Origin of the sequence: Pseudomonas sp. QS1027 (genome assembly GCF_002814235.1) — a bacterium.
Classification (GTDB): domain Bacteria; phylum Pseudomonadota; class Gammaproteobacteria; order Pseudomonadales; family Pseudomonadaceae; genus Aquipseudomonas.
The window spans coordinates 103,141-128,957 of sequence record NZ_PHSU01000023.1; the positions used below are offsets into that span (position 1 = coordinate 103,141).

Consider the following 25,817-nt stretch of genomic DNA (forward strand, 5'->3'; position numbering starts at 1 on the left):
CTCAAGCCTCCGCCATGTCGTTCATCATGCGTTCAATGTCGGACAGCCCGTCATCGGTCAGGGAAAGGCCAGTGCCTTCAAGTGCCTGTGCAAACTCGTTCAATTGAGGTTTCTCGAAAATCATCCGAAGCGGTATGTCGATCCCCAGGCCCGAATGAATCCGGGAGATCACCTGGGCGGCCAGCAACGAGTGCCCGCCCAGTTCGAAGAAGTTGTCATCCAGGCCGACCCGCTCGACCTGCAGCACCTGCGCCCAGATCGCCGCCAGTTGCTGCTCGCGTTCGCTACGCGGAGCCACATAGGCCTGCTGCCAGGCACTCGGGTCGGGCTTGGGCAGGGCCTTGCGGTCGAGCTTGCCGCCGGGGGTCATCGGCAGGGCGTCGAGCACCACCCAGTGCGCCGGGACCATATAGTCCGGCAGGTTGGCCTTGAGATCGTCGCGCAGGGCATCGCGCAAAAGCTGTGGGGTGGCGGCCGGATCGGCGGGCACCAGATAGGCCGCCAGTTGCTTGCCGGACGGGCCGTCGATGGCCACCACCAGCGCTTCGCGCACCTGCGGATGCTGTTGCAGGCGCGCTTCGATCTCGCCCAGTTCGATACGGAAACCACGGATCTTGACCTGATGGTCGAGGCGCCCGGCGTATTCGATCAGCCCCGCGTCGCGGTAGCGGGTCAGGTCGCCGGTACGGTACAGCCGACCGCCGCCCTGCCCGTCGAACGGATCGGGGATAAAACGCTCGGCCGTCAGCGCCGCACGGCCGTGATAACCCCGGGCCAGCAAGGCGCCGCCGATCAGCAGTTCGCCAGTGGCGCCCTGGACCGCCGGGGTGAAATCGCTGTCGAGGATATACATGCGCCGCCCCCCCAGCGGCCGACCGATCGGCATCGACGACGGCTTGGGCAGTTCGCCGCGAACATAAGCGTCACACTCGAGGTAGCTGGCAGTGATGGTGGTTTCCGTCGGGCCGTAGGTATTGAGCAGGCGCACATGGCCCAGCCCCGCCTGTTTCCACAGTTCGAGGCCTTCCGGGGGCATGGCCTCGCCGGTGGCGCTGACCTGGCGCAGCGGACCGAAATCCCTGGGCGCCTGGCGACTGAATTCCTGCACCAGCAGATACCAGTAGGCCGTGCTCAAATCCGCCACGGTGATGCCCGAACGCAGCACTTCCTGGTGGAAGGTGTTGCTGTCCCAGACCTCGTTGCCGCGTACCACCACCGCCGCGCCGTGGCACAGGGCCGGGAACAGCTGTTCGACGAAACCATCGAAATTGAGGGTGGAGAACAGCAGCACGCGGTCCTCGGGTTGCAGGCGGAAATACTCGATGGCGACGTGGCTATGGGCGCTCAGGGCGGCATGCTCGATGGCCACGCCCTTGGGCTGGCCGGTGGAGCCGGAGGTATAGATGATGTAGGCCAGGTTGTGCGGCTGCACGAGGCTGCTCGGCGCTTCGTCGCCAGACCCCGGCAATGGCGCTTCGAGCCGGTCCAGGCACAGCGTGCGCAACGACGCCGCTACCGGCAATTGCGCCAGCAGATGAGCGTGGCAGAGCAACAGCTCGATGCCGCTGTCCCGCATCATGTAGTCCAGGCGCTCGCGGGGGAATTCCGGGTCCAGCGGCACATAGGCGCCGCCGGCCTTGAGGATCGCCAGCAAGCCGACCACCATCTCCAACCCACGATCCACCGCGATGCCCACCGGCACTTCCGGGCCGACGCCCAGTGCCCGCAGCGTGTGGGCCAGGCGGTTGGCCCGGCGCTCCAGCTCGGCATAGGTCAACTGCTCGGCGCCGAAGATCAGCGCCGTGGCCTCGGGGGTCGCCCGGGCCTGGGCGGCGATCCGCTCATGGACACAGGGCGCGTCCGGGTAGACACCGTCGATACGGCTCCAGCGTTGCAGGATGCACTGGCGCTCTTCGTCGTCCAGCAGCGGCAGCTCGGCAATGCGTTGTGTCACGCCCTGCTCGGCGACAGCCCGCAGCAGATTGCGCCAGTGCTCGGCCATGCGCCCGACGGTAGCGGCATCGAACAGTGCCGTGGCATAGGTCAGGGCAGCCCGCAGGCCATCTTCACCTTCAAAGGTGTCCAGCGCCAGGTCGAACTGGGCGCTATGGCCACCGCTGTCCAGTCCTTCGATGTGCAAGCCCGGTAGCTGGCGCACCGCGCCCTTGCGTTCGGTCTGGTGGTTGTAGAGCACCTGGAACAATGGGCTGTGGCTGAGGCTGCGCTCGGGTTGCAGGGCCTGCACCAGATGCTCGAACGGCAGGTCCTGATGCGCCTGGGCGCCCAGCGCCGCCTGCTTGACCTGGGCCAGCAACTGGCCAAAGGTGCTGTGCAGTTCGAACTCGGCCTTGAGCACCTGGGTGTTGACGAAGAAGCCGATCAGGCCCTCGGTTTCCACGCGGGTGCGGTTGGCGATCGGCACACCGACGCGGATATCGGCCTGGCCCGAGTAACGATGCAGCAGGGTCTGGAACGAGGCCAGCAATAACATGAACAGGGTCACGCCCTGTTCCCGGGCAATCGCCTTGAGCGGTACCAGCAAGGCCGGCTCGAACGCGACCTCGAGGCGCGCACCGGCACTGCTCTGCAACGCCGGGCGCGGCCGGTCGGTGGGCAATTCCAGCACGGGTTGCTGGTCGCCCAGCTGACCGCGCCAGTAGTCCAGTTGCCGGGCGTCCTCGCCCGCCGCCATCCAGTCGCGCTGCCAGTGGGCATAGTCGGCGTACTGGAACGGCAAGTCCTTGAGCACGGGCGCATGTCCCTGGCTGAAGGCGGCGTAGTACTCGATCAGTTCGTCGACCATGATCGGCATCGACCAGCCATCCGAGACGATATGGTGCAGGGTCACCACCAGCACATGGCGGGTCTGGCCAAGGCTCAGCAAGCGGGCCCGCAGCAACGGTCCCTGTTGCAGGTCGAACGGCGCCTCTACCTCCCGCGCCACCAGGGCCTTGACCCACGACTCGGGATCAAGGCCCGCACCCGGATTGAACTCATCCAGCGCCAGGGCAAAGACCGTCGCCGCTTGCACCTGCTGCACGCCCTGCCCGTCCAACTGGCCGAAGGTGGTGCGCAGGCTCTCGTGACGAGCGATCAAGGCTTCGAAACTGCGCCGCAAGGCTTCGCGATCCAGGGCGCCGTCCAGTTGCAGGGCGGCCGGGATGTGATAGGCGCTGTTGTCCGGCTCCAGTTGCCAGAGCAGCCACTGGCGTTGCTGGGCATAGGAAAGACGCAGCGGCTGGCCACGGTCGGCCAGGCTGAAGGCCGGTGCATTCCGGGCCTGATCCGTTTCGGCACTGGCGGCAAAGCCGCCCAGGTCCGCGGTTTCGAACAGACTGCGCAGGGACAGCTCCAGGCCCAGCTCCTGGCGGGCCCGGGCGATCACCTGGGTCGCCAGCAGCGAGTGGCCGCCCAGTTCGAAGAAGTTGTCCCGCAGGCCGACCTGTTCGACCTTCAGCACCTGGGCCCAGATCGCCGCCAGTTGCTGTTCGATTTCCCGCTGCGGAGCGACGTAAGCCTGCTGCAGCACATGGCTGTCCGGCGCGGGCAAGGCCTTGCGGTCGAGCTTGCCGTTGGCGGTCAGCGGCAGTGTGTCGAGCAGCACCAGGTGTGTCGGCACCATGTAGTCGGCCAGATGGGCCTTGAGGTAGTCCCGCAGTTCGCCCTGCAGGGCCGTTGCCCGGGATTCATCCTGCAGCAGCGCCGGGTCGGCCGGGACCAGGTAGGCCACCAACTGGGTGCCGGTCACGCCGTCCACCGCCAGTACGGCAGCTTCGGTCACCCGCGCATGGCCTTGCAGGCGCGCTTCGATTTCCCCCAGTTCGATGCGGAAGCCACGAATCTTCACCTGCTGGTCGCGCCGACCGATGTATTCGATCGTGCCGTCGGCACGCAGGCGCGCCAGGTCGCCGCTGCGGTAGAGGCGTCGGCTGCCCTGGGGATCGAAAGGATCGGGGACAAAACGCGTGGCCGTCAGGTCCGGCCGCTTCAGGTAACCCCGCGCCAGCCCGGCACCGGCGACATACAGCTCGCCGACGCAGCCCGCTGGCACCAGGTTCAGCGCATCGTCCAGCAGGTACAGGGACAGGTCGCTGATCGGCTCGCCGATGGGGCTGCCGGCGGCCTGCTCAAGGTCGGCCAGGGACAGCGGCCGGTAGGTCACGTGCACGGTGGTTTCGGTGATGCCGTACATATTGACCAGCTGCGGGGCCTGATCGCCGAAGCGCTCGAACCAGGGCCGCAGGCCTTGCACTTCCAGGGCCTCGCCGCCGAACACGACGTAACGCAGCGCCAGCCCGCGCGGTGACTCGACGGCCACCGACAACAGTGACTTGAACGCCGATGGCGTCTGGTTCAGGACCGTCACCCGCTCATCGCAGAGCAGGCGATGGAAGTCCCGGGGCGAACGACTGACCTCCTGGGGCACCACCACCAGCTTGCCACCATGGAGCAAGGCACCAAAGATTTCCCAGACCGAGAAATCGAAGGCGTAGGAGTGAAAAAGCGTCCAGATATCGTCGGCGCCGAAGCCGAATTCGCCCTCGGTGGCACTGAACAGACGCAGCACATTGCCGTGGGGCAACAGCGCGCCCTTGGGCTTGCCGGTGGAGCCCGAGGTGTAGATGACATAGGCGAGATGATCGACGCCGGTGACGCAGGGCGGATTGTCTCGCAAGCTGTCTTGGGGTGGCTGATCCAGATCGAGGCATTCGACGTCCGCCGGTACTGGCAGGCGTCCCAGCAGGTGCCCTTGTGCCAGGAGCAGCTTGAGGCCGCTGTCCTCGATCATGTAGCGCAGGCGCTCGTCCGGGTAGCCGGGGTCCAGCGGGACGTAGGCGCCCCCGGCCTTGAGTACGGCGACAATCGCCACGAGCATCTCCAGCGAACGTTCGCAAGATACGCCCACCAGCACATCCGCGCCGACGCCCTGGGCGATCAGGTGATGGGCCCACTGGTTGGCGCGGGCGTTGAGTTCGCCGTAGGTCAGCTGCTGGTCGGCGAACACCACCGCCACCGCGTCCGGACGCAACGCGGCCTGGGCTTCAATCCGCTGTTGCAGACAAGCGTCGAGCGGGTATTGGCGGGATGCCGGGTTGTACTGGGACAGGATTTGTCGCTGCTCGCTTGGCTCCAACAGGGCGATATCGGCGATGCGTTGCTGGGGATTGGCGCTGATCGAACGCAGCAGGTTCAGCCAGTGTCGGGCCAAGCGCTCGATGGTGCTCGCGTCGAACAGGTCGGTGGCGTACTTGAAGACGGCCTCGATACCCTGGGGTTGGTCGGTGGTATTGAGCACCAGGTCGAACTGTGCCGTCCGGCTTTGCCAGTGCAGCGGTTCGAGGCGCAATGCCTGGGACGGCGAGACTGGACTTACAGGGCTGGCCGGAGCCTGCGCCTGGTGATTGAACATCACCTGGAACAACGGGCTGTGGCTCAGACTGCGCCCCGGCTCCAGCGCCTCGACCAGTTGTTCGAACGGCAGGTCCTGATGGGCCTGGGCCTCTTGTGCCGTCTGCCAGACCTGGCGCAGCAGCTCGACAAAAGTGTCCTGCCCGTCCACCTCGGCCTTGAGCACCTGGGTGTTGACGAAGAAGCCGATCAGCCGCTCCACCTCGGCCCGCTCGCGGTTGGCCACCGGCACGCCGACGCGGATATCGCCCTGCCCGCTGTAGCGATGCAGCAGCGCCTGGAACGACGCCAACAGCAAGGCAAACAGACTGACTCCCTGTTGCCGGGCCAAGGCCTTGAGCCCTTCGCTCAACCCGGGGTCGAGCACCAGGGCCTGACTGGCACCGGCAAAACTGGGGGACAACGGACGCGGATGATCGACCGGCAACTCCAGCACCGGCTGCTCGCCAGCGAGTTTGCCCAGCCAATATTCCAGTTGCCGCTCCTGCTCACCGGCTTCCATCCAGTGCCGCTGCCACAACGCATAGTCGGCGTACTGGATCGGCAGCGCCGGCAACTGCGGCGTACGGCCCTGGCTCAGGTCGGCATACAGCACCAACAGCTCCTCGGTCATCACCTGCAAGGACCAGCCGTCCGACACGATATGGTGCTGAGTCAGCACCAGCACCTGTTCATCGGCCGTTACCTGCAACAAGGCCGCCCGCAACAGCGGGCCGCTGGCCAGATCGAAAGGCTGCTGGCTCTGCGCCTGGACAAAGCCCTGGACCTGCGCCTCATGCTTCGCCGCAGAGGCCGGGTCGAGGGTGTGCAGATCCAGGCTGAAGCGAGCGGCGGGCAACACCACCTGCAGCGGCTGCCCGTCGGTCTGGGTGAACACCGTGCGCAGGCTTTCGTGCCGCTCCACCAGGGCCTGGAAGCTGCCCTGCAAGGCGTTTACATCGAGCTGACCGTGCACCCGCAAGGCCGTGGCAATGTTGTAGGCGGAACTCTGCGGCGCCCATTGCCAGAGGAACCACTGGCGCTGTTGGGCGTAGGACAGCAGCAGGGGCTCCTCGGCCGCGCGGCGAAACACCGGCGCGACCTCGAACAGATTGATGCCCTTCTGCTTGAGCAGCGCCGCCAAGCCTTTGCGCTGCTTGGACGAGAGTTGCCCCACCGACTCGATTAACCCTTGCACTCGTGCTTCCCCTCAAGAAATCAGTTTTTCCAGATCTTCGAGGGATAGACGTTTGAGGGCCTCCAGGGATTTAGCCAATTCATCCTGAACGGGCGACGAAGCGCTGCGCAACGCTTCGATCCGTTCGCAGAACGCCAGCAAGCTGTCGGCCTGGAACAGTTCCTTGAGGGGGATCTTGTCGCCCAGGCGTTCGCCGATCCGACTCACCACCAGGGTCGCCAGCAACGAATGGCCGCCCAGCTGGAAGAAGTTGTCGCCCAGGCCCACCTGCTCGATCCCCAGCACCTCCTGCCAGAGCGCCGCGACCTGAACCTGCAACTCGCTGCGCGGCGCCTCGTAGTGCTGCTGCCGAGGGCCGCTGCCCAGGGCGATCAGGGCCTTGCGGTCGAGCTTGCCATTGGGGGTCAGCGGCAAGGCCTCGACCAGGTGCAACTGGCCGGGCACCATATGTGCCGGCAAGCGCGCGGCCAGGGCCGTCCTGAGACCGGCGACAAACGCCTGGGCATCGACAGTCCCCGCTGGCGTCACCACATAGCCCTGCAAGTGCTTGCCCGCCGCATCCTCCTGGGCCAGCACCACCGCTTCGCGCACCGACGGCTGCTCGAGCAGACAGGCTTCGACTTCGCTCAACTCGACGCGGAAACCGCGAATCTTCACCTGATGGTCGGCGCGACCGATGTACTCGATCCGCTCGCCCTCGCCCTGGCGCACCAGGTCACCGCTGCGGTACAGGCGCTCGCCGTCAGCGGCGAACGGATTCGGTACATAACGCTCGGCGGTCAGGCCGGGCCGGCCCAGGTAGCCCCGGGAAACCCCGGCACCGCCCAGGTACAGCTCGGCCGCCACCCCGGCGGGCAGCAGTTGCAAACCGGGATCGAGCAGATAGGCCTGGGTGTTCGCCAATGGACGCCCGATATTCGCCGAGCCCTGGGCGGTGCGCAGAGTGAAGGTCGAGTAGGTGGTGTCTTCCGAAGGACCGTACAGGTCGAACACCTGGCGCACCCGGGTGCCGGCGTAGAGCGCATCCACCAGCGTCTGCTTGAGTGGCTCGCCGGCCAGGTTGAGGGTGCCGACCGAGGCCGGGATCTGCCCGGCCCGCAGCAGCGCGGCAATGGCCGAGGGCACGGTGTTGATCAGCGTGACCCGCTCGCGGGCCGGCAGCTCCGCCAGGGCCAGGGCATTGTCCGCCAGCACCAGGCAACCGCCGCCGGCCAGGGTGACGAAGATCTCCCAGACCGACAGGTCGAAGCAGATCGAGGTCGAGGCCAGCACCCCGCGCAGTTGCTCGCGGTCGTAGGTCTGCAGCGACCAGTGGATCAACGCCGTGAGGTTGTCGTGGGTGATCGCCACGCCCTTGGGCTTGCCGGTGGAACCGGAGGTGTAGATGACATAGGCCAGGTTCTGGCCGCAGGTGTCCACGGACGGCGCGCTGCTCGGGTAGCTCGCCAGCCAGTCATCGCCCGCCTCCATCAGCAGCACCGGAGCGGGCAGCGCTTGCGGCAAGCGTTCGAGGAGGATGGCCTCGCTCAGCAACAGGCCCGCGTGGCTGTCATCGAGCATATGCAACAAGCGCTCGCGCGGGTACTCGGGGTCCAGCGGCACATAGGCGCCGCCGGCCTTGAGGATTGCCAGCAGGGCAACGATCAGGTCCGGGGTGCGGCGCAGGCACACGCCGACCCGCACTTCGGGGCCGATGCCGCGCTCGCGCAGGAGGTGGGCCAGGCGATTGGCGCGCTGGTCCAGGGTCTGGTAGTCCAGTTGCCAGTCGGCGAAGAGGATCGCCGGGGCCGCGGGCTGACCGGCGACCTGATCCGCAAGATGCTCAAGCACATGACCCCGGATCCGCGGATTGAACGCTGCCCCTGTAGGAGCGAGCTTGCTCGCGATGAGCGCAAGGGCACCGTGACTCTCCAGGTACCCCGCGTTATCGTTGACGTCCATCGCGAGCAAGCTCGCTCCTACAGAAGAGCGCCGGCTCCAGTCGAGGGCGACCTGACGTTCGGCCGGGTCGAGCAGTTCCAGCGTACCCAACGGCTGGCGCGCGTCGACCATGAACTGGCTCATCAGGTATTCCAGCTGCCGGCCCAGTCGCGCCACACCCGAGGCGTCGAAACTGGCCCGGTCGTAACCGCAATCCACGATCAGTTCGCGCCCGGTCACCGCCACCAGGGTCAGCGGATAGTTGGTCTGCTCCGAACGTTCGATCGCCGCGAACTCAGGGCCCGCCTCCGAAGCCTGGCCCAGCGCTTCGGCCATCGGGTAGTTCTCGAACACCAGCAGGCTGTCGAACAACCCGCCCGCGCCCAGACCCGCCCAGCGCTGGATCTCGTACAGCGGCGTCTGCTCATGCTCGCGCAATGCCAGGTTGAGGTCCTGCACCTGTTGCAACCACTCACCCACCGTCAGTTGTGCATCAGGGCTCGCCACCACCGGCAGGGTGTTGATAAACAGGCCGATCTGCTGCTCGACCCCGGGCAGGTCGGTCGGACGCCCGGCCACGGTGGCACCGAAGGCCACGCAATCCTGGCCGGTATAACGCTGCAACAGCAGCAGCCAGGCGGCCTGCATCAGGGTGTTGAGGGTGACTTTGCGTTCGCGGGCAAAACGGTTCAACCCAGTCGTCAACGCCTCATTGAACACATGCCGATGTTCCCCATAGCCCTGCCCCCGTTCATGGCTGCCCAAGGTCCCGACCAGGCGGGTCGGCTCCTGCAGACCGGCCACGGCCGCGCTCCAGAAGTCCTGGCTGGCGCGGGCATCGCGCTGGCCCAACCACTCGATATAGTCGCGATAACGTCCTGTGCCCCGGGCAATGCTCACCCCGGCATAACGTTGCAGCACTTCGCCGAACAGCTGCGAGGTGCTCCAGCCGTCCATCAGGAGATGGTGGCTGGTGTAGATCATCCGGTATTCGGTCTCGCCGGTTCGCACCAGCGTCACCCGCAGCAAAGGCCCGCGATGGGGCTCGAAACCGGCGGCGAGGTCGGCTTGCGCCAACTGCTCGAAGGCCGCCTCATGCTCGCCGCGCGTGCGCCAGTCGTGGACCTGCATCGGCATCTGCAACGTGCGCAGGACGATCTGCACCGGCGCCGCCAGTTCCTGGGGCCAGGCAAATACCGTGCGCAGCATTTCATGGGCCTGCACGGTTTGCTGCCAGGCCTGGCGGAAACCCTCGACGTCCAGGTGCCGCACATTCAGTCGCAGCTGGTTGATATAGGCCGCACCCTCCGGATCGTCCAGATGATGGAAGAGGATCCCCTGCTGCATCGGCGACAGCGGATAGAGATCCTCGATCTCCCCCGCCGCCACCGGCAGGCGCCGCAGCTGCCCGGCACTGAGAGTCACCAGCGGGAAGTCCGACGGGGTCACGCCCAGTTGCCCGCCCTGGCAGCAATGCCCGATCAGCTCACTCAGTGCCTGTTCATAGGCGCGGGCCAGGGCTTCGATGGTTTCAGGCCGATACTGCTGGCGACTGAACGCCCAATCCAGTTGCAGCTCACCGTCGAACACCTGGCCGTTGAGGCTCAGGCCGTCGCCCGGCGGTGCATCCTCGGGCTGGTTGCGCCCGGTGGACTCGCCGCTGGGCACGAACAGCGCGCCGTCGGCTTCGGTGAAACTGCCGTCGAACTGGCCCAGGTAGTTGAAGGTCACCCGCGCCTGGGGCAAGGCCGCCAGTTGCCGGGCAAAACCGGCATCGCCCAGGTAACGCAGCACGCCATAGCCGATGCCTTTGTTCGGCACCGCCCGCAATTGCTCCTTGATGCCGCACAGGGAAGCGCCCGGCTCCGCCTGGGGTGTGAGCCGCAGCGGAAACAGGCTGCTGAACCAGCCCACCGTGCGACTCAGATCGAGGTCGTCGAACAGGTCTTCGCGACCGTGCCCTTCGAGCTGGACCAATACCGACGGTTGCCCGCTCCAATCGCACAGCACCCGCGCCAGGGCGGTCAGCAGCAGGTCGTTGACCTGGGTGCGATAGGCCGTCGGCGCGACTTTCAGGAGTTGCTGGGTCAGCGTCTTGTCCAGGCGTGAGCTGGCATGACCGACCTCGCCGACAGGCACCTGCCCGGGAGCAAATTCAAACGGCAGCTCCTGGAGATCACCCGCCAGGGTACCCAACCAGTAATCACGCTCGGCCAGCAGGCGTTCGCTGCGAGCATAGCCGTGCAACTGCTCGGCCCAGGTCTGCAGCGAACTGCTGCGCACGGCCGCCACCGGCGACTGCCCGGAGACTTGTGCAACATAAGCCTGCTGCAGGTCTTCCAGCAGGATCCGCCAGGACACGCCGTCCACCGCCAGGTGATGGATCACCAGCAACAGGCGCTGCTCGCCGTCGGCCAGATTGACCAGCACCCCACGCAACAACGGACCGTTCTTCAGGTCCAGGCTGCGCTGGGCCTGATCGGCCAGCGCCGTCAGTTGCGTCGGGTCGGCGAGTTCACGGACCCACAGCAGATCGGCCGGCGCTGCCGAGGCGTAGTGCGCCTGCCATTGACCCTCCTGTCGGTCGAAGCTCAGGCGCAAGGCATCGTGCTGCGCCACCAGCGCCGCGAGCGCCGCTTGCAGAGGCACGGCCTCCAGGGTTTCACGGGGCTTGAGCATCAGCGACTGGTTCCAGTGCTGACGCTGAACAATCTCCATCTCGAAAAAACGTGCCTGGATCGGCAGCAGCAACTGCCGACCGCTGGCCTGGACCACGAGCTCACTCGCCGGCTTCTTCTCGATCCGCTTCGCCACCGTGGCCAATTGGCTGATGGTCTGCTTCTCGAACAGTTGCTTGGGACTGAGGCGGATGCCCAGGCGCTTGGCCCGGGCGATGATCTGCAGGCTGAGGATCGAGTCGCCACCCAGTTCGAAGAAGTTGTCGCGGGTGCCGACCCGCTCCAGCTTGAGCACATCGGCCCAGACCGCCGCCAGTTGTTCTTCGATCTCGCCGACCGGGGCAACGTAGCCCTGCTGCACCGCCCCCGGCTGCGGCAGCGCACGCTTGTCCAGCTTGCCGTTGGCGGTCAGCGGCAATTGCTCCAGCAGCACGATCTGCGCCGGCACCAGGTAATCGGCCAGGCAGGCCTGCAACTGGCGGCGCAGGTCATCCACCGAGCACTGCGCAGCCGCTGTCGTGACACAGTAGGCAACCAGTTGCAGACGCCCGGCGTCCTCATCCACCGGCAATGCCAGGACCGCCGCCTGGGCCACGCCGTCGAGACCCTGGAGCACCCGCGTGACTTCCGCCGGTTCCACCCGGTAACCGCGGATCTTCACCTGATCGTCATTGCGCCCGAGAAATTCCAGCAGCCCCTGGCGCGTGCGACGCATGCGGTCGCCGCTGCGATAGACCCGCGCTCCCGGCGCACCGAAAGGATCGGGCAGGAAACGTTCGGCGGTCAGCCCCGGTTGCCCGAGATAACCCAGGGCGACACTGGCGCCACCGATATACAGCTCGCCCGGCACCTGCTCGGCGACGCTATTGAGTACATCGTCCAGCACATAGCCGTGGGCACCCGGCAAGGCGCGCCCCACCGCGACACCCCGGGCATGCGGATGCAGCGCTGAGACTTCATTCGCCAACACGCCCACGGTGGTTTCGCTGGGACCGTAGTGATTGATAAAACGGCAGTCCGGCTTGAGTGCCCGTATCTGCTCGAACAACGCCGGCGAACAGGCTTCGCCACCGACGATCAGCGCATGCCAGGGCAGGACGTCGGCGGGCTCGCTCGCCTGCAACAACGCCGCCAGATGGCCGGGAACGATCTTCAATACGCCGACCTGATGCTCGCGCATGTACTCGGCAAAGCGGTCGGGGTCGAAACCCAGTTCCTCGGGCAACACATGCAGGGTGCGCCCGGAACACAGGGCGCCGAACAGCAGGGTGTGACCGAGGTCGGCGGCGATGGTGGAGACCAGCGCCATGCTCGCCTCGGGCGCCAGGTCCAGACGCTCCAGCAGGCCGCTGACATAACTGGCCAAGGCCCCGTGGCTGACCAGTACGCCCTTGGGCAGTCCGGTGGAGCCGGAGGTATGGATCACGTAGGCCGGGGCCTGTTCCGCCAGGTCCAGGTCCGGCGTGGTATCGGTTTGATGACGCCATTGTCCAGGGGCATAAGCCAGGCCGACACAACCGGCAATGGCCAGCGTCGTCACCCGGGGATCGCCTTCGGCACACAGCAGCAGGCGCGCGCGGGCGCGTTCGAGCATCGGCTGCAAGCGCGCCTCCGGGGCCTTGCTGTCCAGCGGCATGTACACCGCACCGGCCTTGAGAATCCCCAGGACACAGGTCAGCCAGTCCAGCGAGCGCTCCATCAGCACCGCCACCGGCTCGCCGACGCCGACGCCCTGGTCGCGCAGATGATGGGCGAGGCGATTGGCCGCCTGGTCCAGCTCAAGGAAACCCAGGGTCCGCTCGAGGCAGCGAGCGGCCAGCGCCTGGGGCTGGCGTTGCACCTGGGCGCTCCACTGTTGCAGCACTGGAATCGCCGCCATACGGGGCTCCGTCGCCAGGGCCGGTGGACGGTTTTCCAGGCTCAGCAGCGGCGCATGCGGGGCGCGCAGCACCGCATCGAACAGACTGAGCAGCGAAGCAATAAAACCTTCGATGGTCGAAGGCTGGTAGAGGTCGCTGGCATAGGTCATCTCACCGTGAATCAGATTGCCGGCGTCGGTGATGTCCAGGGCCAGGTCGAAGTGGGTGCCGTCCTTGTGCAGCGGGTATTCCTCGACCAGCAGGCCCGGCAGGCTCAGGGTGCGCTGTTTCTGCATGCCGACGTTCTGGTTGAACTTGGCCTGGAACAGCGGGTTGTGGTCCAGGCTGCGTTGCGGAGCCAGGGCATCCACCAGTTGTTCGAACGGCAATTCCTGGTGCGCCTGGGCGCCAAAGCTGCTTTCACGAATCCGCGCCAGCAGCTCAAGGAAACTCTCGCGCTCATCGACCTCGCAACGCAGCACCTGGGTGTTGATGAAGAAGCCGATCAGGCCTTCGACCTCGGCCCGGCCGCGGTTGGCGTTGGGCACACCGACGCGGATATCCCGTTGTCCGGCGTGCCGGGACAGGAACCAGGCGTAACCGCCGAGCACCAACATGAACAGGCTCAGGCCCTGACTGCGGGCAAAGGCCTGGAGCTGCGCCGAACGCTCGGCGCCGAAATCGAAGCGCAGGGTCTGGCCCTGGAAGCTCTGCACCGGCGGCCGCGGAAAATCGGCGGCGACGTCCAGCAGCGGTTGTTCCTCGCCCAGTTGCCGCCGCCAGTAGTCCAACTGCCGCTCGCCCTCGCCGGCTTCCAGCCAGCTGCGCTGCCAGATCGCATAGTCGGCGTACTGCAAGGCCAGCTCCGGCAGCCCGGGCTCGCGGTTCTGGCAGAAGGCCTGATAGCCCTGGACGAACTCCTTGACCATCACGTCCATCGACCAGCCGTCGGAGACGATATGGTGCATGCACACCAGCAGCACCCATTGCGCCTCGTCGAGCCGGATCAGAGTGGTCCGCAGCAAGGGGCCGGCGAGCAGATCGAAAGGTTGCGCGGTAAGCGCGGCGACCCGTTCGGCCAACTCGGCTTCACGGGTTTCGGCGGCGCAGGCCGTCAGGTCGATACGCTCCAGCGGCAGCGCCTGCTGGTCGAGGATCACCTGGCGCGGTTGCTCGCCGTCGACCTGGAAGCGGGTGCGCAGCACTTCGTGGCGCTGGACCAGATATTCGAAAGCGCGCTGCAAGGCGCTTTCATCCAGTTCACCGCGCAGGCGCAAGGCAGCGGCCATATTGTAGGCGGCACTGTCCGGTTCGAGCTGCCAGAGAAACAGCAAGCGCTGCTGGGCGTAGGACAAGGGAATCGCGGCCTGCCCATGGCGGCTGACCGGCACCGGCAGCAGGCTGAAATCCTTGCCCTGCTGGCTCAGCCGAGCGAGGAACTGCCGCCGTTGCTCCAGCGGCAGGCTGATAAAACGTTTGGCAAGACTCAATGCGGCCTGGGCACTCATGCTCCCACCTCCTCCAGCGAACTCATGAACTGCTCCATATCACCCCAGTCGTTCTCGCCGACGCCCTCGGCGAGGCTCGCCACTTCAATGGCCAGGTCACCCAGCAAGGGATTTTCAAACAGGCTGCGCAACGGCAGGCTGACCGCCAGGCGCGTCTTGATCCGCGCGATCACCTGGGCGGCGAGCAACGAATGCCCGCCCAACTCGAAGAAGTGGTCGTCGAGCCCGACCTGGGGCACGTGCAGGACCTGCTCCCAGATCTCCGCGAGGTTGCGTTCGATCTCGCTGTGGGGCGCCCGGTAGCGGGCCTGCAACTGGCTCGGATCGGGCAGCGGCAAGGCCTTGCGGTCCAGCTTGCCGCTGGGGGTCAGGGGCAGGCGCGGCAACAGCAGCAGGTGGGTCGGCACCATGTAGTCGGGCAACTGGCCTTGCAGCAAGGTCTTGACCTGCTGGCGCAGAGTCGCCTCGTCCGCGGCCTGTTCCGCCACCAGGTAGCCGACCAGTTGCGTGCCGCCCGTCAGCGGCAGGGCCAGCACGGCGGCTTCACGCACGCCCGGGCACTGCAACAGGCGGCCTTCGATTTCGCCCAGTTCGATACGGAAACCGCGAATCTTCACCTGGTGGTCGACCCGACCGACGTACTCCAGGGCACCGTCGGCGCGTAGGCGCGCACGGTCGCCGCTGCGGTAGAGACGCTCGCCGGGGTTGAACGGATCGACGATAAAGCGCTGGGCACTGAGGGCCGGTTGCCCCTGATAACCACGCGCCAGGCCGGGGCCGCCGATATACAACTCGCCGACCGCGCCCCGGGGCAGCAGGTTCAGCTCGTCGTCCAGCACCAGCAGCCGTCGATCCGACAAACCCTGGCCGATAGGCACGCCGCGCCAGGACACATCTTCGGGCAACAGTGCCGAGCAGTCATGGGTGGTGGAAACCACGGTGGCTTCGGTCGGGCCATAGGTATTGATCAGCCGCACGTGCCCCAGGCCGGCGAGCGGCCACAAACGCAGGCCGTCGACCGCCATGGCCTCGCCGCCGATATGGATCTGCCGCAGCACGCCGTAGTGCTGCGGTGGCCGGGCCGCCCAGTCCTGGACCAGCAGATGCCAGTAGGCGGCCGGCAGGTCCGCCAGGGTGATGCCGTGTTCGAGGATCGCGCCATGCAGGGTGGCACTGTCCCACAGGCGGCCGTCCCGCAGGACCACGCAAGCGCCCAGGCACAGCGGCGGGAAGAACTGTTCGACAAAACCGTCGAAGCTGCTGGTGGCCATTTGCAGGACCCGGTCTGAGTCCACCAGTTGGCTGTATTCGCTGGCTCGGGCGATAAACTCGGCCAGGGCGGCATGACTGATCGCCACGCCTTTCGGCCGGCCGGTGGAGCCCGAGGTGTAGATCACATAGGCCAGGGAGTTCGGCTCGATGCCTGGCGGCAGGTCGTGGTCGGAAAACGCCGAGTCGTCGAGCTGGTCCAGGCAGAGGATTTCGCCGTCCTGGAAGGTCGGCAGGCTGGCCAGCCACGGGCTCTGGGTCAGCAACAGTTGCAGGCCGCTGTCCTGCAAGACGTGCTGCAGGCGCTCGGTGGGGGTTTGCGGGTCCAGCGGCACATAGGCGCCACCGGCCTTGAGCACGGCGAGGATGGCCACGGCCATTTCCAGACTGCGGGACACGGCGAGCCCCACCAGCACGTCGGGGCCGACGCCGCGCTCGCGCAACAGATGGGCCAGGCGGTTGGCGCGGCGGTTCAGTTCGGCGTAGTTCAGGCACGGCGCGCCTTCGGGCTCGGCGAGGATCAGCGCGGTGGCTTCAGGGGTCCGCCGGACCTGGGCCTCGAATAGCTGCGGCAAGAGCATGGAGTCCGTTGCCGACGCCGGTTTTCCGGTCGAATCACCGAGCAACTGAGCGACTTCCTCCGACGCCAACATCGGCAACTGCGCCACCGCCTGTTGCGGATCGCGGCACACCGCCGCCAGCAGATTGCGCCAGTGCCCGGCCAGACGGGCAATGGTCTCAGCGTCGAAAATATCGGTGGCGTAGGTAAAGGCGGCGAACAACTGCTCGCCTTCCTCGCGGGTTTCCAGCATCAGGTCGCTGGCGGCGGCATGCTCGCGCGAACCCGCCGCGCCCTCCTCCGCGCTCAGGTGCTGCACCTGCAGTCCGCAGGCGAGGGTCTTGCCCTGCACATCGGTGACCAGCGGCTGGTGATTGAACATCACCTGGAACAGCGGGTTGTGACTCTGGCTACGGGCCGGTTGCAGGGCCTCGATCAAGGCGTCGAAAGGCAGTTCCTGATGGGCCTGGGCACCGGCGGCGGCCTCGCGTACGCGCTGCAGCAACCCGGCGAAGGACTGCTGGCCGCTGACCTCGCTGCGCAAGACCTGGGTGTTGACGAAGAAGCCGATCAGGCCCTCGGTCTCGCTGCGGGTACGGTTGGCGATCAGGCCGCCGACACGGATATCGGTTTGCCCGCTGTAGCGGTACAGCAGGGTCTTGAACGAAGCCAGCAGGACCACGAACAAGGTCACCCCCTGGCGCTGGGCCAGGGTCTTGAGTTGCTGGCGCAGATCCGCGTCGACCTGTACTTCCAGACGCGCGCCACGGTGACTGGCCTGGGCCGGATAGGCACGGTCGGTAGGCAATTCAAGTACCGGGTGCTCTTCACCCAGGTGCCCGCGCCAATAGGCCAGTTGCCGTTCACGCTCACCGGCTTCGAGCCAGCTGCGCTGCCACAGGGCATAGTCGCGGTAGTGCACGCTCAGGGGCGACAAGGTGGGCGCCTGGCCGGCGACGCAGGCGTCATACAAGCGGGTGAACTCGTCCACCAGGATATTCATCGACCAGCCGTCGGCGATGATGTGGTGCAGGGTCAGCAACAGCACATGTTCCTGCTCGGCCAGGCGCAGCAGGCGAATGTTCAGCAACGGCCCGCGCTCCAGGTCGAACGACTGCCCCGCTTCCTCGGCCATGGCTTGCCGGGCGCGCTGCACGCGCAGCTCCGGGGCCAGCGCGGACAGGTCGCTGATCGCGATGCGTACCGCGCTCGGCTCGGCCACGCGCTGGAAAGCCCGCTCGCCGTCCTGGCCAAAGGTGGTGCGCAGGCACTCATGGCGCGCCACCAGGGCGCTGAAGGCCTGTTCCAGCGCAGGCAGCTCCAGCACGCCATTCAGGCGCACGGCCATCGGCAGGTTGTAGGCCGCGCCGGTGGGATCGAGTTGCCAGAGAAACCACAGGCGCTGCTGGGCATAGGACAGGCCGTCGCGTTCTACGACGCCGTCACCGGCAACGATGGGCAGCAACGAAAAATCGACACCCTCCCGGTCCATCGCGGCCAGGAAGACCTTGCGCTTTTCCTCGGGCAACGCGATAAAGCGGCGGGCCAGTTGATGTGCGTCCCGCGGATTCATTGCGAGTACCCCTCGGCCATCGCCACCACCACCTTGCGCTTGCCGGTGAACGGCGAACGGGAGTGGGCGCTGAGCATGTTGTCGAGCATCAGCACATCGTTTTCCTGCCAGGGAAAACTGATGGTGCAGTCGTCGAGCACGCCACGGACTTCGTCCAGCAGGTCGACCTCGATGGCCGAGCCGTCGCCGTAATAGACATTGCGCGGCAGGTCTTCCTCATCCACCGCATCGAGCAGGGTCTCGCGCACTTCCGGCTGCAGGTTCGACACATGGAACAGATGCGCCTGGTTGAACCAGACCATGTCCTGGGTCACCGGGTGCCGGGCCACCGTCTGGCAGCGCTGGCGGGTGCGCAACTCGCCGTCGTCCTTCCATTCGCATTCGATGGAATGGGCCCGGCAGTAGGCCTCGACCACCGCCTCGTCCTCGGTGTTGAACACCTGGCTCCACTCCACATCCAGGCCGTTGCCATAGTTGCGCACGTACATCAGCCCCTTGCTGATGAACCGCTCGCGGATCCGCGCCGGGACCCGGCGATAGACTTCACGGCTGTCGCAGATGGGTGTCTCGCCGCCGGTCTGCGCGGCGATCATGCTGTAGAACCAGATCTTCATCGGCCATTCGAGGGTGTAGGCCTGCTCGTTGTGCAGCGGAATGCTCTGGTGCGCCGGGTATTCGGTGGAGGTGTAGACCCCCTTGGTCACGTTGCTGCGCGGCGTCGAGCCGAACTCGTAGTTGAGCAATGGATGACCGAAACCGGCGGCGAACTCGCGGAAGGCCTCGGCACCGCCCACCTCGAAACCACGCAGCAGAATCCCGCCGGCACGGTACAGGTGCGCGTCGATCAGCGGCTTGCATTCGGCGAACGCCTCGCGCAGGTCGAGACCGGGTTCAGGCGCCTGGATCAGCATGGGCAAGGTGCCCGACCCGGTCAGCAGCGGCCGGATATCCAAACTCAATGCATTGTTCATGACGACTCTTCTCCCTTGATCTCGAATCGCAAGTGCCGGGCGCGCGAATGCGCCGTGCACTTGGCTGTGCTTCGATTAACGGATGGCCGTACAGGGAAATTAGGCGGACCGGGCAACGTCGCTCAGCGACCAGAGCGGTTTTGATGGCAAAAACATTTACTTTCATTTCCCTATACGTTTTTCCGGGGCTCATCCGTCTTATCCAAATGACATCCTCAGAAATAGAGCCGCCGCTTTCCCATGTCGAAGCCTTCCACCCCGAAGAAATCCCGCTCAAGACTCTGGTTCCTGGTCCATAGCTGGCTGGCGCTGCCCATCTGGTTTTTTGTCCTGATCGTCTGTGTCACCGGCACCCTGGCGGTGATCAGCCAGGAAATCGTCTGGCTGGCCAATCCCGAGATCCGCGCCAGCAAGCCGTTCGACGACGCGCCGTTGCTCAGCTTCGACCAGGTGATCGCCGCCATCGCCAAGAGCGATCCCGAGGTGATCGTCCAGCAGATCATTCGCCCGGACGAAGCGCATTTCGCCTTGCGCGCCGATATCAACTACCCCGACGGCCGCTCGGTGATCGTCTACGTCAATCCCTATACCGGGGTGATCCAGGGCATCAGCCCGCAGTTCGACTTCAAGCAGTTCACCCGCGCCCTGCACGGCTGGTGGCTGGTGCCTTTCGTCAACGGTTACAGCTGGGGCTGGTACCTGGTGTCGCTGCTTGGGCTGCCGCTGCTGGCATCGCTGGTCACCGGGCTGGTGGTGTACAAGCGTTTCTGGAAAGGCTTCTTCAAGCCGACCCTGCGTTTCAACCACGGTGCGCGGATTTTCTGGGGCGATTTCCACCGGCTGAGCGGCATCTGGTCGATCTGGTTTATCGCGGTGATTTCCATCACCGGTACCTGGTTCCTGATCCAGGCGATCCTCGCCGACAACCAGATCAGCTTCGCCAGCCGGCCGATCCCGGCGATCATTTCCCATGACAGCGCACCGCTGATGCCCGATGGCCGGCCAGCGCCGATGCTTGGTGCCGACGAAGCCCTGCGCATCGCCCAGCAACGGGTTCCCGGGCTCGACTCGAGCTTTGTCAGCCTGCCCGGCAATGCCTTCAGCCCTATCGAAGTGGGCGGGCGCAGCGGCTATCCGCTGATGTACCAGACCCTGCAGATCAACCCCTACAACGGCGAGATCGAACAGTCGCGCCTGCTCTCGGATCGCAACAAGCTGGAGTTCGTCACCGAATCGATGCGACCGCTGCACACCGGGGATTTCGGCGGCCTGTGGATCAAGCTGATCTGGTTCTTCTTCGGACTGGTGCTGAGCATGATGGTCTTGAGCGGCCTGCTGATCTGGACCAAGCGCACCGCCCTGGCCACCGCCCAGGCCCTGAAACGCAGTGCCAAGACCGAACGGGCGCCAGCGCCCAAGGCCAAGACCGCCCGGAATACCGAGACCCCGGAGGTGACCCCATGAGCAAGGACAGCACGCTGGCGGCGCCCTCGCCCCTCAGCCGCTTCTGGCACAAGTGGCGCTTCCACCTGAACATCCTGCTGGTGCTGATCCCCCTGGGTTTCATGCCGCGCTACTTTTCCGATGCCGCGCTGTTCCGTGGCGACACCGGCCTGGGCAAGCACCTCAATCAAATCCAGGTCGGCCCCTGGAGCCTGGAAATGGCCGAACTCTGGGACGAAGGACCCCGTCGCGACGGGCCCGCCGGTTATCTGAAAAGCTTCAACGCGCGCCTCTGCGACCGCTGTGGCGAGCAGGTCAAGGCCGCCTACCTGCGCGTGGGCAAACCCCGCAGCCTGCGTGCCGCCGGGGTGATCTTCTTCGGCACCGCCTATCGCATGAGCGCCGTGGTGCCGATTCCCGACCGGACCCAGGACGATGCCGAACTCTGGATCACCCTCGAGGGCTGGGACGGTTCGGTGCACCAGGCCTCTCTTCCACTGCGCCAGGCCTCCCCGGCCACCCTTGCCTGGCTGGATAAACAAGGAGCGCGGAAATGACCTTCACGCCACCCAAGACGCTTGCCACCGGCCTCCTGCTGCTGGCCGCCGGTTTCAGTACCAGCGCCCTGGCCCACAATCCGATCTGCGAGTGCAAGCAGATCGATGCCGAACAGATTCAATGCAAGGGCGGTTTCTCCGATGGCAGCGCGGCCACCGGGGTGACCCTGGACGTGATCGGCTATGACGAAAGTATCCTGCTGCCGGGCAAGCTGGGGCAGGACTCGACCCTGACCTTCAAGAAGCCGGCGACCGATTTCTATGTGCTGTTCGACGCCGGTCCCGGGCATATCGTCGAAATCGACCATGGGGATATCGAAGCCCCATGAGCACCTCGACCACCCAGATCGTCCGCCCCGCCGGGGCCGGCCATGAAACCCTCTACGTGCTGCTGTTCTGCCTGATCGTGCTGCTGGTCGCCGGCTCCGTGGTCGCGCTGCATGGCGAGCAGCAGAACGTCAGCACCCTCGAGGCCTATCAGGTGGATGCGCGCCGCGACCTGAGCGCCGGCGAGCAGGGCATCTACGCCGACCTGCGGGTCACCCTCGACGAAATCCATCTGCTGCAACAGGACCAGCAAGCCCTGCCCGCCCCCGAGCGACTCGGCGAAGAAGGGTTTGCCCCCTTCGCCCAGGACGCCAGCTCGGTCAGTCGCGGTGGCCACGCCTGGCACCTGCTCGACCAGCGTGCCTACTTCGGCCTGAGCCACGCCACGGCCACCGCCGGTTCCTTCCTGATGCTGGTCGGCAGCGATGCGAACGCCGCGCCGGATATCTGGCTCAACCGCAGCAACAACCTGGCGGCACCCGCGGACCTCAGCGACAGCGCCCTGATCGCTGGCGGCTGGCAGCGGGTGGTCGCGCAATTCGATGCCGGCGTAACCCGCCAGCATCGGCACTGAACCTTCCGACTCACCCCAGGGAAGACTGTCTACCCATGCCCATTTCAGCTCTGTTCAGCCGCCGTCACCTGTTGCTCGCGCTGCTGCTCTCGCCCCTGCTGCTGTCCCTCCAGGTCCAGGCCGACCCGGCCAAGCGCCTGCGCATCGGCATCACCCTGCATCCTTATTACAGCTACGTGGCGAATATCGTCGGCGACAAGGCCGAGGTGGTGCCGCTGATCCCGGCCGGCTTCAATCCCCACGCCTACGAACCCCGCGCCGAGGACATCAAGCGCATCGGCACGCTGGATGTGATCGTGGTCAATGGCGTCGGTCATGACGACTTCGCCGACCGCATGATCGCCGCCAGCGAAAAGCCCGATATCCCCGTGATCGAGGCCAATGAAAACGTGCCGCTGCTGGCTGCCACCGGCACCGCCGCGCGAGGCGCCGGCAAGGTGGTCAACCCGCACACCTTCCTGTCCATCAGCGCCTCCATCGCCCAGGTCAACAACATCGCCCGGGAACTCGGCAAGCTCGACCCGGACAATGCCAAGACCTACACCGCCAACGCCCGGGCCTACGGCAAGCGCCTGCGGCAGATCCGCGCCGACGCCCTGGCCAAGCTGACCCAGGCACCCAACGCCGACCTGCGGGTGGCCACGGTGCACGCGGCCTATGACTACCTGCTGCGCGAATTCGGCCTGGAAGTCACCGCCGTGGTCGAGCCAGCCCATGGCATCGAACCGAGCCCGAGCCAGTTGAAGAAGACCATCGACCAACTGCGTGAACTGGATGTGAAGGTGATCTTCTCGGAACTGGACTTCCCGTCGACCTATGTCGAGACCATCCGCCGCGAGTCGGGGGTGCGGATCTATCCGCTGTCGCATATTTCCTATGGCGACTACAGCGCCGACAAGTACGAGAAGGAAATGACCAACAACCTGGACACCGTGGTCCGGGCGATTCAGGAGGCCGGGGCATGACCGCTGCCGAACAGTTGGTCGCCCGGGCCATCGGTCCGACGCTGAAGTTCGACGGCATCGATCTGGTGCTGGGCAACACCACCATTCTCGATCAGGTCAGCTTCCAGGTTCGCCCCGGTCATGTGCACGCCCTGGTCGGGCCCAACGGTGGCGGCAAGAGCTCGCTGATCAAGACCCTGCTCGGGCAGATGCCCCACCAGGGACGCCTTAGCCTGGAATGGCCCGGTGCCCCCGGGATCATCGGCTATGTGCCCCAGGCCCTGGAGTTCGACCGCGGCCTGCCGATGACCGTCGACGATTTCATGGCCGCCATGTGCCAGCGCCGTCCGGCCTTTCTCGGCCTGTCCCGGCATTTCGCCGGGGCGATTGGCGAGGCCCTGGAACGGGTCGGCATGCAGGACAAACGCAAGCGTCGCATGGGCGCCTTGTCCGGTGGCGAACGGCAGCGGGTATTGCTGGCCCAGGGCCTGATTCCGCCGCCGCAACTGCTGGTGCTCGACGAACCGATGTCAGCCCTGGACGAAGCCGGCATCCAGGTTTTCGAGCGTTTGCTGCTCGACTGGCGCCGCGCCGGCATCACCGTGTTGTGGATCGAGCATGACCTGGAAGCGGTCAAGCGCCTGGCCGACCGGGTCACCGGCCTCAATCGCCGGATCCTGTTCGACGCCTCGCCGGCCGAGGCCCTGACCCCGGACCGCCTGCTGACCCTGTTCTCCACCCATCCGCGCAGCCTCAACGAGGAGACCCGGCCATGACTTATGAAGCTTTTCGCCTGATGATCCAGGGCTGGGCCTCGTCCGGTTTCCTGCCGGCGGCACTGGCCTATGGCTTTGTGGTCAACGCGCTGATCGCCGGGCTGTTGATCGGCCCGGTGCTCGGCGGCCTCGGCACCCTGGTGGTGGTCAAGCGCTTCGCGTTCTTTTCCGAAGCGGTGGGCCATGCGGCCCTGACCGGCGTGGCCATCGGCATCCTGCTCGGCGAACCCTACACCGGCCCCTACGGCAGCCTGTTCGGCTACTGCCTGCTGTTCGGCGTGCTGCTCAACTACTTGCGCAACCGCACCGGCCTGGCCCCGGACACCCTGATCGGGGTGTTTCTCTCGGTGTCCCTGGCCCTCGGTGCCAGCCTGTTGCTGGTGCTGGCCGGCAAGATCAACGTGCATATCCTGGAAAACGTGCTGTTCGGTTCGGTGCTGACGGTCAACGGCAACGACCTGCTGGTGCTGCTGATTGTCGGCAGCCTGGTCATGGGCCTGAGCCTGCCCCTGTACAACCGCATCATGCTGGCCAGTTTCAATCCGCAACTGGCGGCGGTGCGCGGTGTCGCGGTGAAGACCCTCGACTACCTGTTCGTGGTGCTGGTGACGCTGATCACCGTGGCGGCGGTAAAAGTTATCGGCGCAATCCTGGTGGGTGCCCTGCTGGTGATTCCGGCCGCGGCCGCGCGCCTGCTCAGCCAGTCGCTCAAGGGTTTCTTCTGGATCTCGGTGGCGATTGCCACCGTCAGCACCCTCTGCGGCATCCTGCTGCCGATCCTGTTCGACCTGCCCGTGCCGTCCGGCGCGGCGATCATCCTGATGGCCGGTATCGCCTTCGCCTTCGCGGCGATCGCCCGTGGCACCGTGCCCAGCCTCAAAGGGAATATTGGATAAATGCCTATTTTTCGCCCCCTGGCGCTCGCCCTGATCCTGAGCGGCCTGTACAGCGCAACGTCGTTCGCCACCCCGGCGCCGATGCAGATCACCGCCAATCACGGCCTGGGTACCGTGGCGTTGCACGCCAGCAGCGCCGCCAAGCCGGTGCGCATCCTCGCCAGCCTGCCGATCACCTACGGCCTGGGCGAGATCCTGCTCAAGGACACCGGCGTGGAGCTGCAACGCGCCGCCGACGCCAACCTGCCGGGCAGTCGCCAGAGCGCCTATTTCAGCGGTCGCGGGGCCCCGGCCCTGCAAAAGCTGGCGAGCAATGCCGATGCGGTGATCGGGCTGCGTTCGCTGTGGCCCGAGGATCCGCTCTACCCCATGGCCCGCCGCAGCAACGTGCGGATCGTTGAAGTCGATGCGGCGCGCCCGGTGGACGGCGGCCTGGCGGGTATCGCGGTGCAGCCGGGCAAGGGCGTGGACGGCCTGAACAGCCAGCCCTGGCTGTCGAGCAACAACCTGGGACGGATGGCCGATGTGATCGCCGCCGACCTGGTGCGCCTGGCCCCCGAGGCCAAGCCGAAGATCGAGAGCAACCTGGCGAGCCTCAAGCAGCACCTGCTCAAGCTCAGCGCCGAAACCGAGGCACGCTTGAGCCAGGCCGATAACCTGACGGTGGCCAGCCTGTCGGAGCGTTTCGATTACCTGATGGGCGGGCTCAACCTGGAAGTGGTCAAGGTCGATGCTCCGGCCGACGATGCCTGGACGCCCGCAGCCCTTGAGCAGTTGAGCCAAACCCTCAAGGCCAACGAGGTGAAAGTGGTGCTGGATCATCGCCAGCCGAGCGAGCCGATCAAGGCGGCGATTACCGCGGCGGGAAGTCGATTGGTGGTGCTCAGTGGCGAAGAGGCCGATCCGCTGGTGGGACTTGAGAGTTCGATCGACAAGGTACTGACGGTATTGTCGCCGTTATGAGTAAAGCAAAAAAAATGTAAATACATCATAGATTTAGTCACGCAACGCGTAGGACAGTTCTGCTTTTGTCAGCCCCTATTCATCTCGACTAAACCTGCAAGCAGAATCATCCGCCCCCTTTTGGTAAAAGGAACAGCGGATGTTCGGCACAGCACATCAACAGCGCTTCAAACTGATCCTCAATGCGTTCGAGCACGAGCTGCACATGCTCGGTTTCAAGGGCAACGAAGGCCTCAACCAGCCCTACCGCATCGATATCGAGCGGGTCAGCAAACGCGATCTGAAAAGCCAGGCCTTTCGCGACGCCACTTCCTTACCCCAATCAAGTCAGGTGCAGCCATGACCCGGTCCTCCAATGACCTGACCGACGGCCCGGCCTGCGAGTCCCAGGCTTTTATCGTCCAGGTCATCGGC

The 25,817-nt window shown here is 65.7% G+C and carries 13 protein-coding genes; 9 read left to right on the forward strand and 4 right to left on the reverse strand.

Annotated elements, in window-relative coordinates; translation table 11 throughout:
* Position 1: 1 nt before the first annotated feature.
* Genes CWE01_RS21175 through CWE01_RS21195 form a run of 4 tightly spaced genes read right to left on the reverse strand, consistent with a single transcriptional unit; the run spans position 2 to position 18,923 of the window.
* Positions 2-6,586, reverse strand: a complete 6,585-nt coding sequence (locus CWE01_RS21175) for a non-ribosomal peptide synthetase (protein WP_100942494.1) — start codon at positions 6,584-6,586, stop codon at positions 2-4.
* Between the two features lie 12 nt (positions 6,587-6,598).
* Complete coding sequence (locus tag CWE01_RS21185; protein WP_256579395.1) at positions 6,599-14,551, reverse strand: non-ribosomal peptide synthetase; 7,953 nt, start codon at positions 14,549-14,551, stop codon at positions 6,599-6,601.
* A complete protein-coding gene (locus tag CWE01_RS21190; protein ID WP_100942495.1) occupies positions 14,548-17,952 on the reverse strand; it encodes a non-ribosomal peptide synthetase in 3,405 nt (1,134 codons plus the stop codon). Before CWE01_RS21190 ends, CWE01_RS21185 begins: the two co-directional genes overlap by 4 nt.
* Positions 17,949-18,923 (reverse strand): TauD/TfdA family dioxygenase, encoded by a 975-nt coding sequence (locus tag CWE01_RS21195; RefSeq protein WP_100942496.1) that lies wholly within the window; start codon positions 18,921-18,923, stop codon positions 17,949-17,951. The genes CWE01_RS21190 and CWE01_RS21195 overlap by 4 nt, the downstream gene beginning before the upstream one ends.
* Positions 18,924-19,163: 240 nt before the next feature.
* On the opposite strand from CWE01_RS21195, the gene CWE01_RS21200 reads away from it, so the two are divergent.
* From CWE01_RS21200 to CWE01_RS21240, 9 genes are all read left to right on the forward strand, one after another.
* A complete protein-coding gene (locus tag CWE01_RS21200) occupies positions 19,164-20,387 on the forward strand; it encodes a PepSY domain-containing protein (RefSeq protein WP_100942497.1) in 1,224 nt (407 codons plus the stop codon).
* Positions 20,384-20,923, forward strand: coding sequence for a thiamine pyrophosphate-binding protein (locus CWE01_RS21205; protein WP_100942498.1), 540 nt, complete (start codon positions 20,384-20,386; stop codon positions 20,921-20,923). Before CWE01_RS21200 ends, CWE01_RS21205 begins: the two co-directional genes overlap by 4 nt.
* On the forward strand, positions 20,920-21,252 hold the full coding sequence (locus CWE01_RS21210) for a hypothetical protein (protein ID WP_100942499.1): 333 nt from the start codon (positions 20,920-20,922) through the stop codon (positions 21,250-21,252). The genes CWE01_RS21205 and CWE01_RS21210 overlap by 4 nt, the downstream gene beginning before the upstream one ends.
* Positions 21,249-21,824: a DUF6162 family protein gene (locus CWE01_RS21215; RefSeq protein WP_100942500.1), complete on the forward strand. Its 576-nt coding sequence runs from the start codon at positions 21,249-21,251 to the stop codon at positions 21,822-21,824. Before CWE01_RS21210 ends, CWE01_RS21215 begins: the two co-directional genes overlap by 4 nt.
* 35 nt (positions 21,825-21,859) lie before the next feature.
* The gene (locus tag CWE01_RS21220; protein ID WP_100942501.1) at positions 21,860-22,789 is read left to right on the forward strand and encodes a metal ABC transporter substrate-binding protein; all 930 of its coding nucleotides are present in this window, start codon (positions 21,860-21,862) and stop codon (positions 22,787-22,789) included.
* Positions 22,786-23,544: a metal ABC transporter ATP-binding protein gene (locus CWE01_RS21225; protein WP_100942502.1), complete on the forward strand. Its 759-nt coding sequence runs from the start codon at positions 22,786-22,788 to the stop codon at positions 23,542-23,544. Before CWE01_RS21220 ends, CWE01_RS21225 begins: the two co-directional genes overlap by 4 nt.
* On the forward strand, positions 23,541-24,440 hold the full coding sequence (locus CWE01_RS21230; protein ID WP_100942503.1) for a metal ABC transporter permease: 900 nt from the start codon (positions 23,541-23,543) through the stop codon (positions 24,438-24,440). The genes CWE01_RS21225 and CWE01_RS21230 overlap by 4 nt, the downstream gene beginning before the upstream one ends.
* Entirely contained in the window at positions 24,441-25,403 is a 963-nt protein-coding gene (locus CWE01_RS21235) for a metal ABC transporter solute-binding protein, Zn/Mn family (RefSeq protein WP_100942504.1), read from the forward strand.
* A gap of 139 nt (positions 25,404-25,542) precedes the next feature.
* Positions 25,543-25,746 (forward strand): hypothetical protein, encoded by a 204-nt coding sequence (locus tag CWE01_RS21240; protein WP_100942505.1) that lies wholly within the window; start codon positions 25,543-25,545, stop codon positions 25,744-25,746.
* The last annotated feature ends 71 nt before the right edge of the window (positions 25,747-25,817 follow it).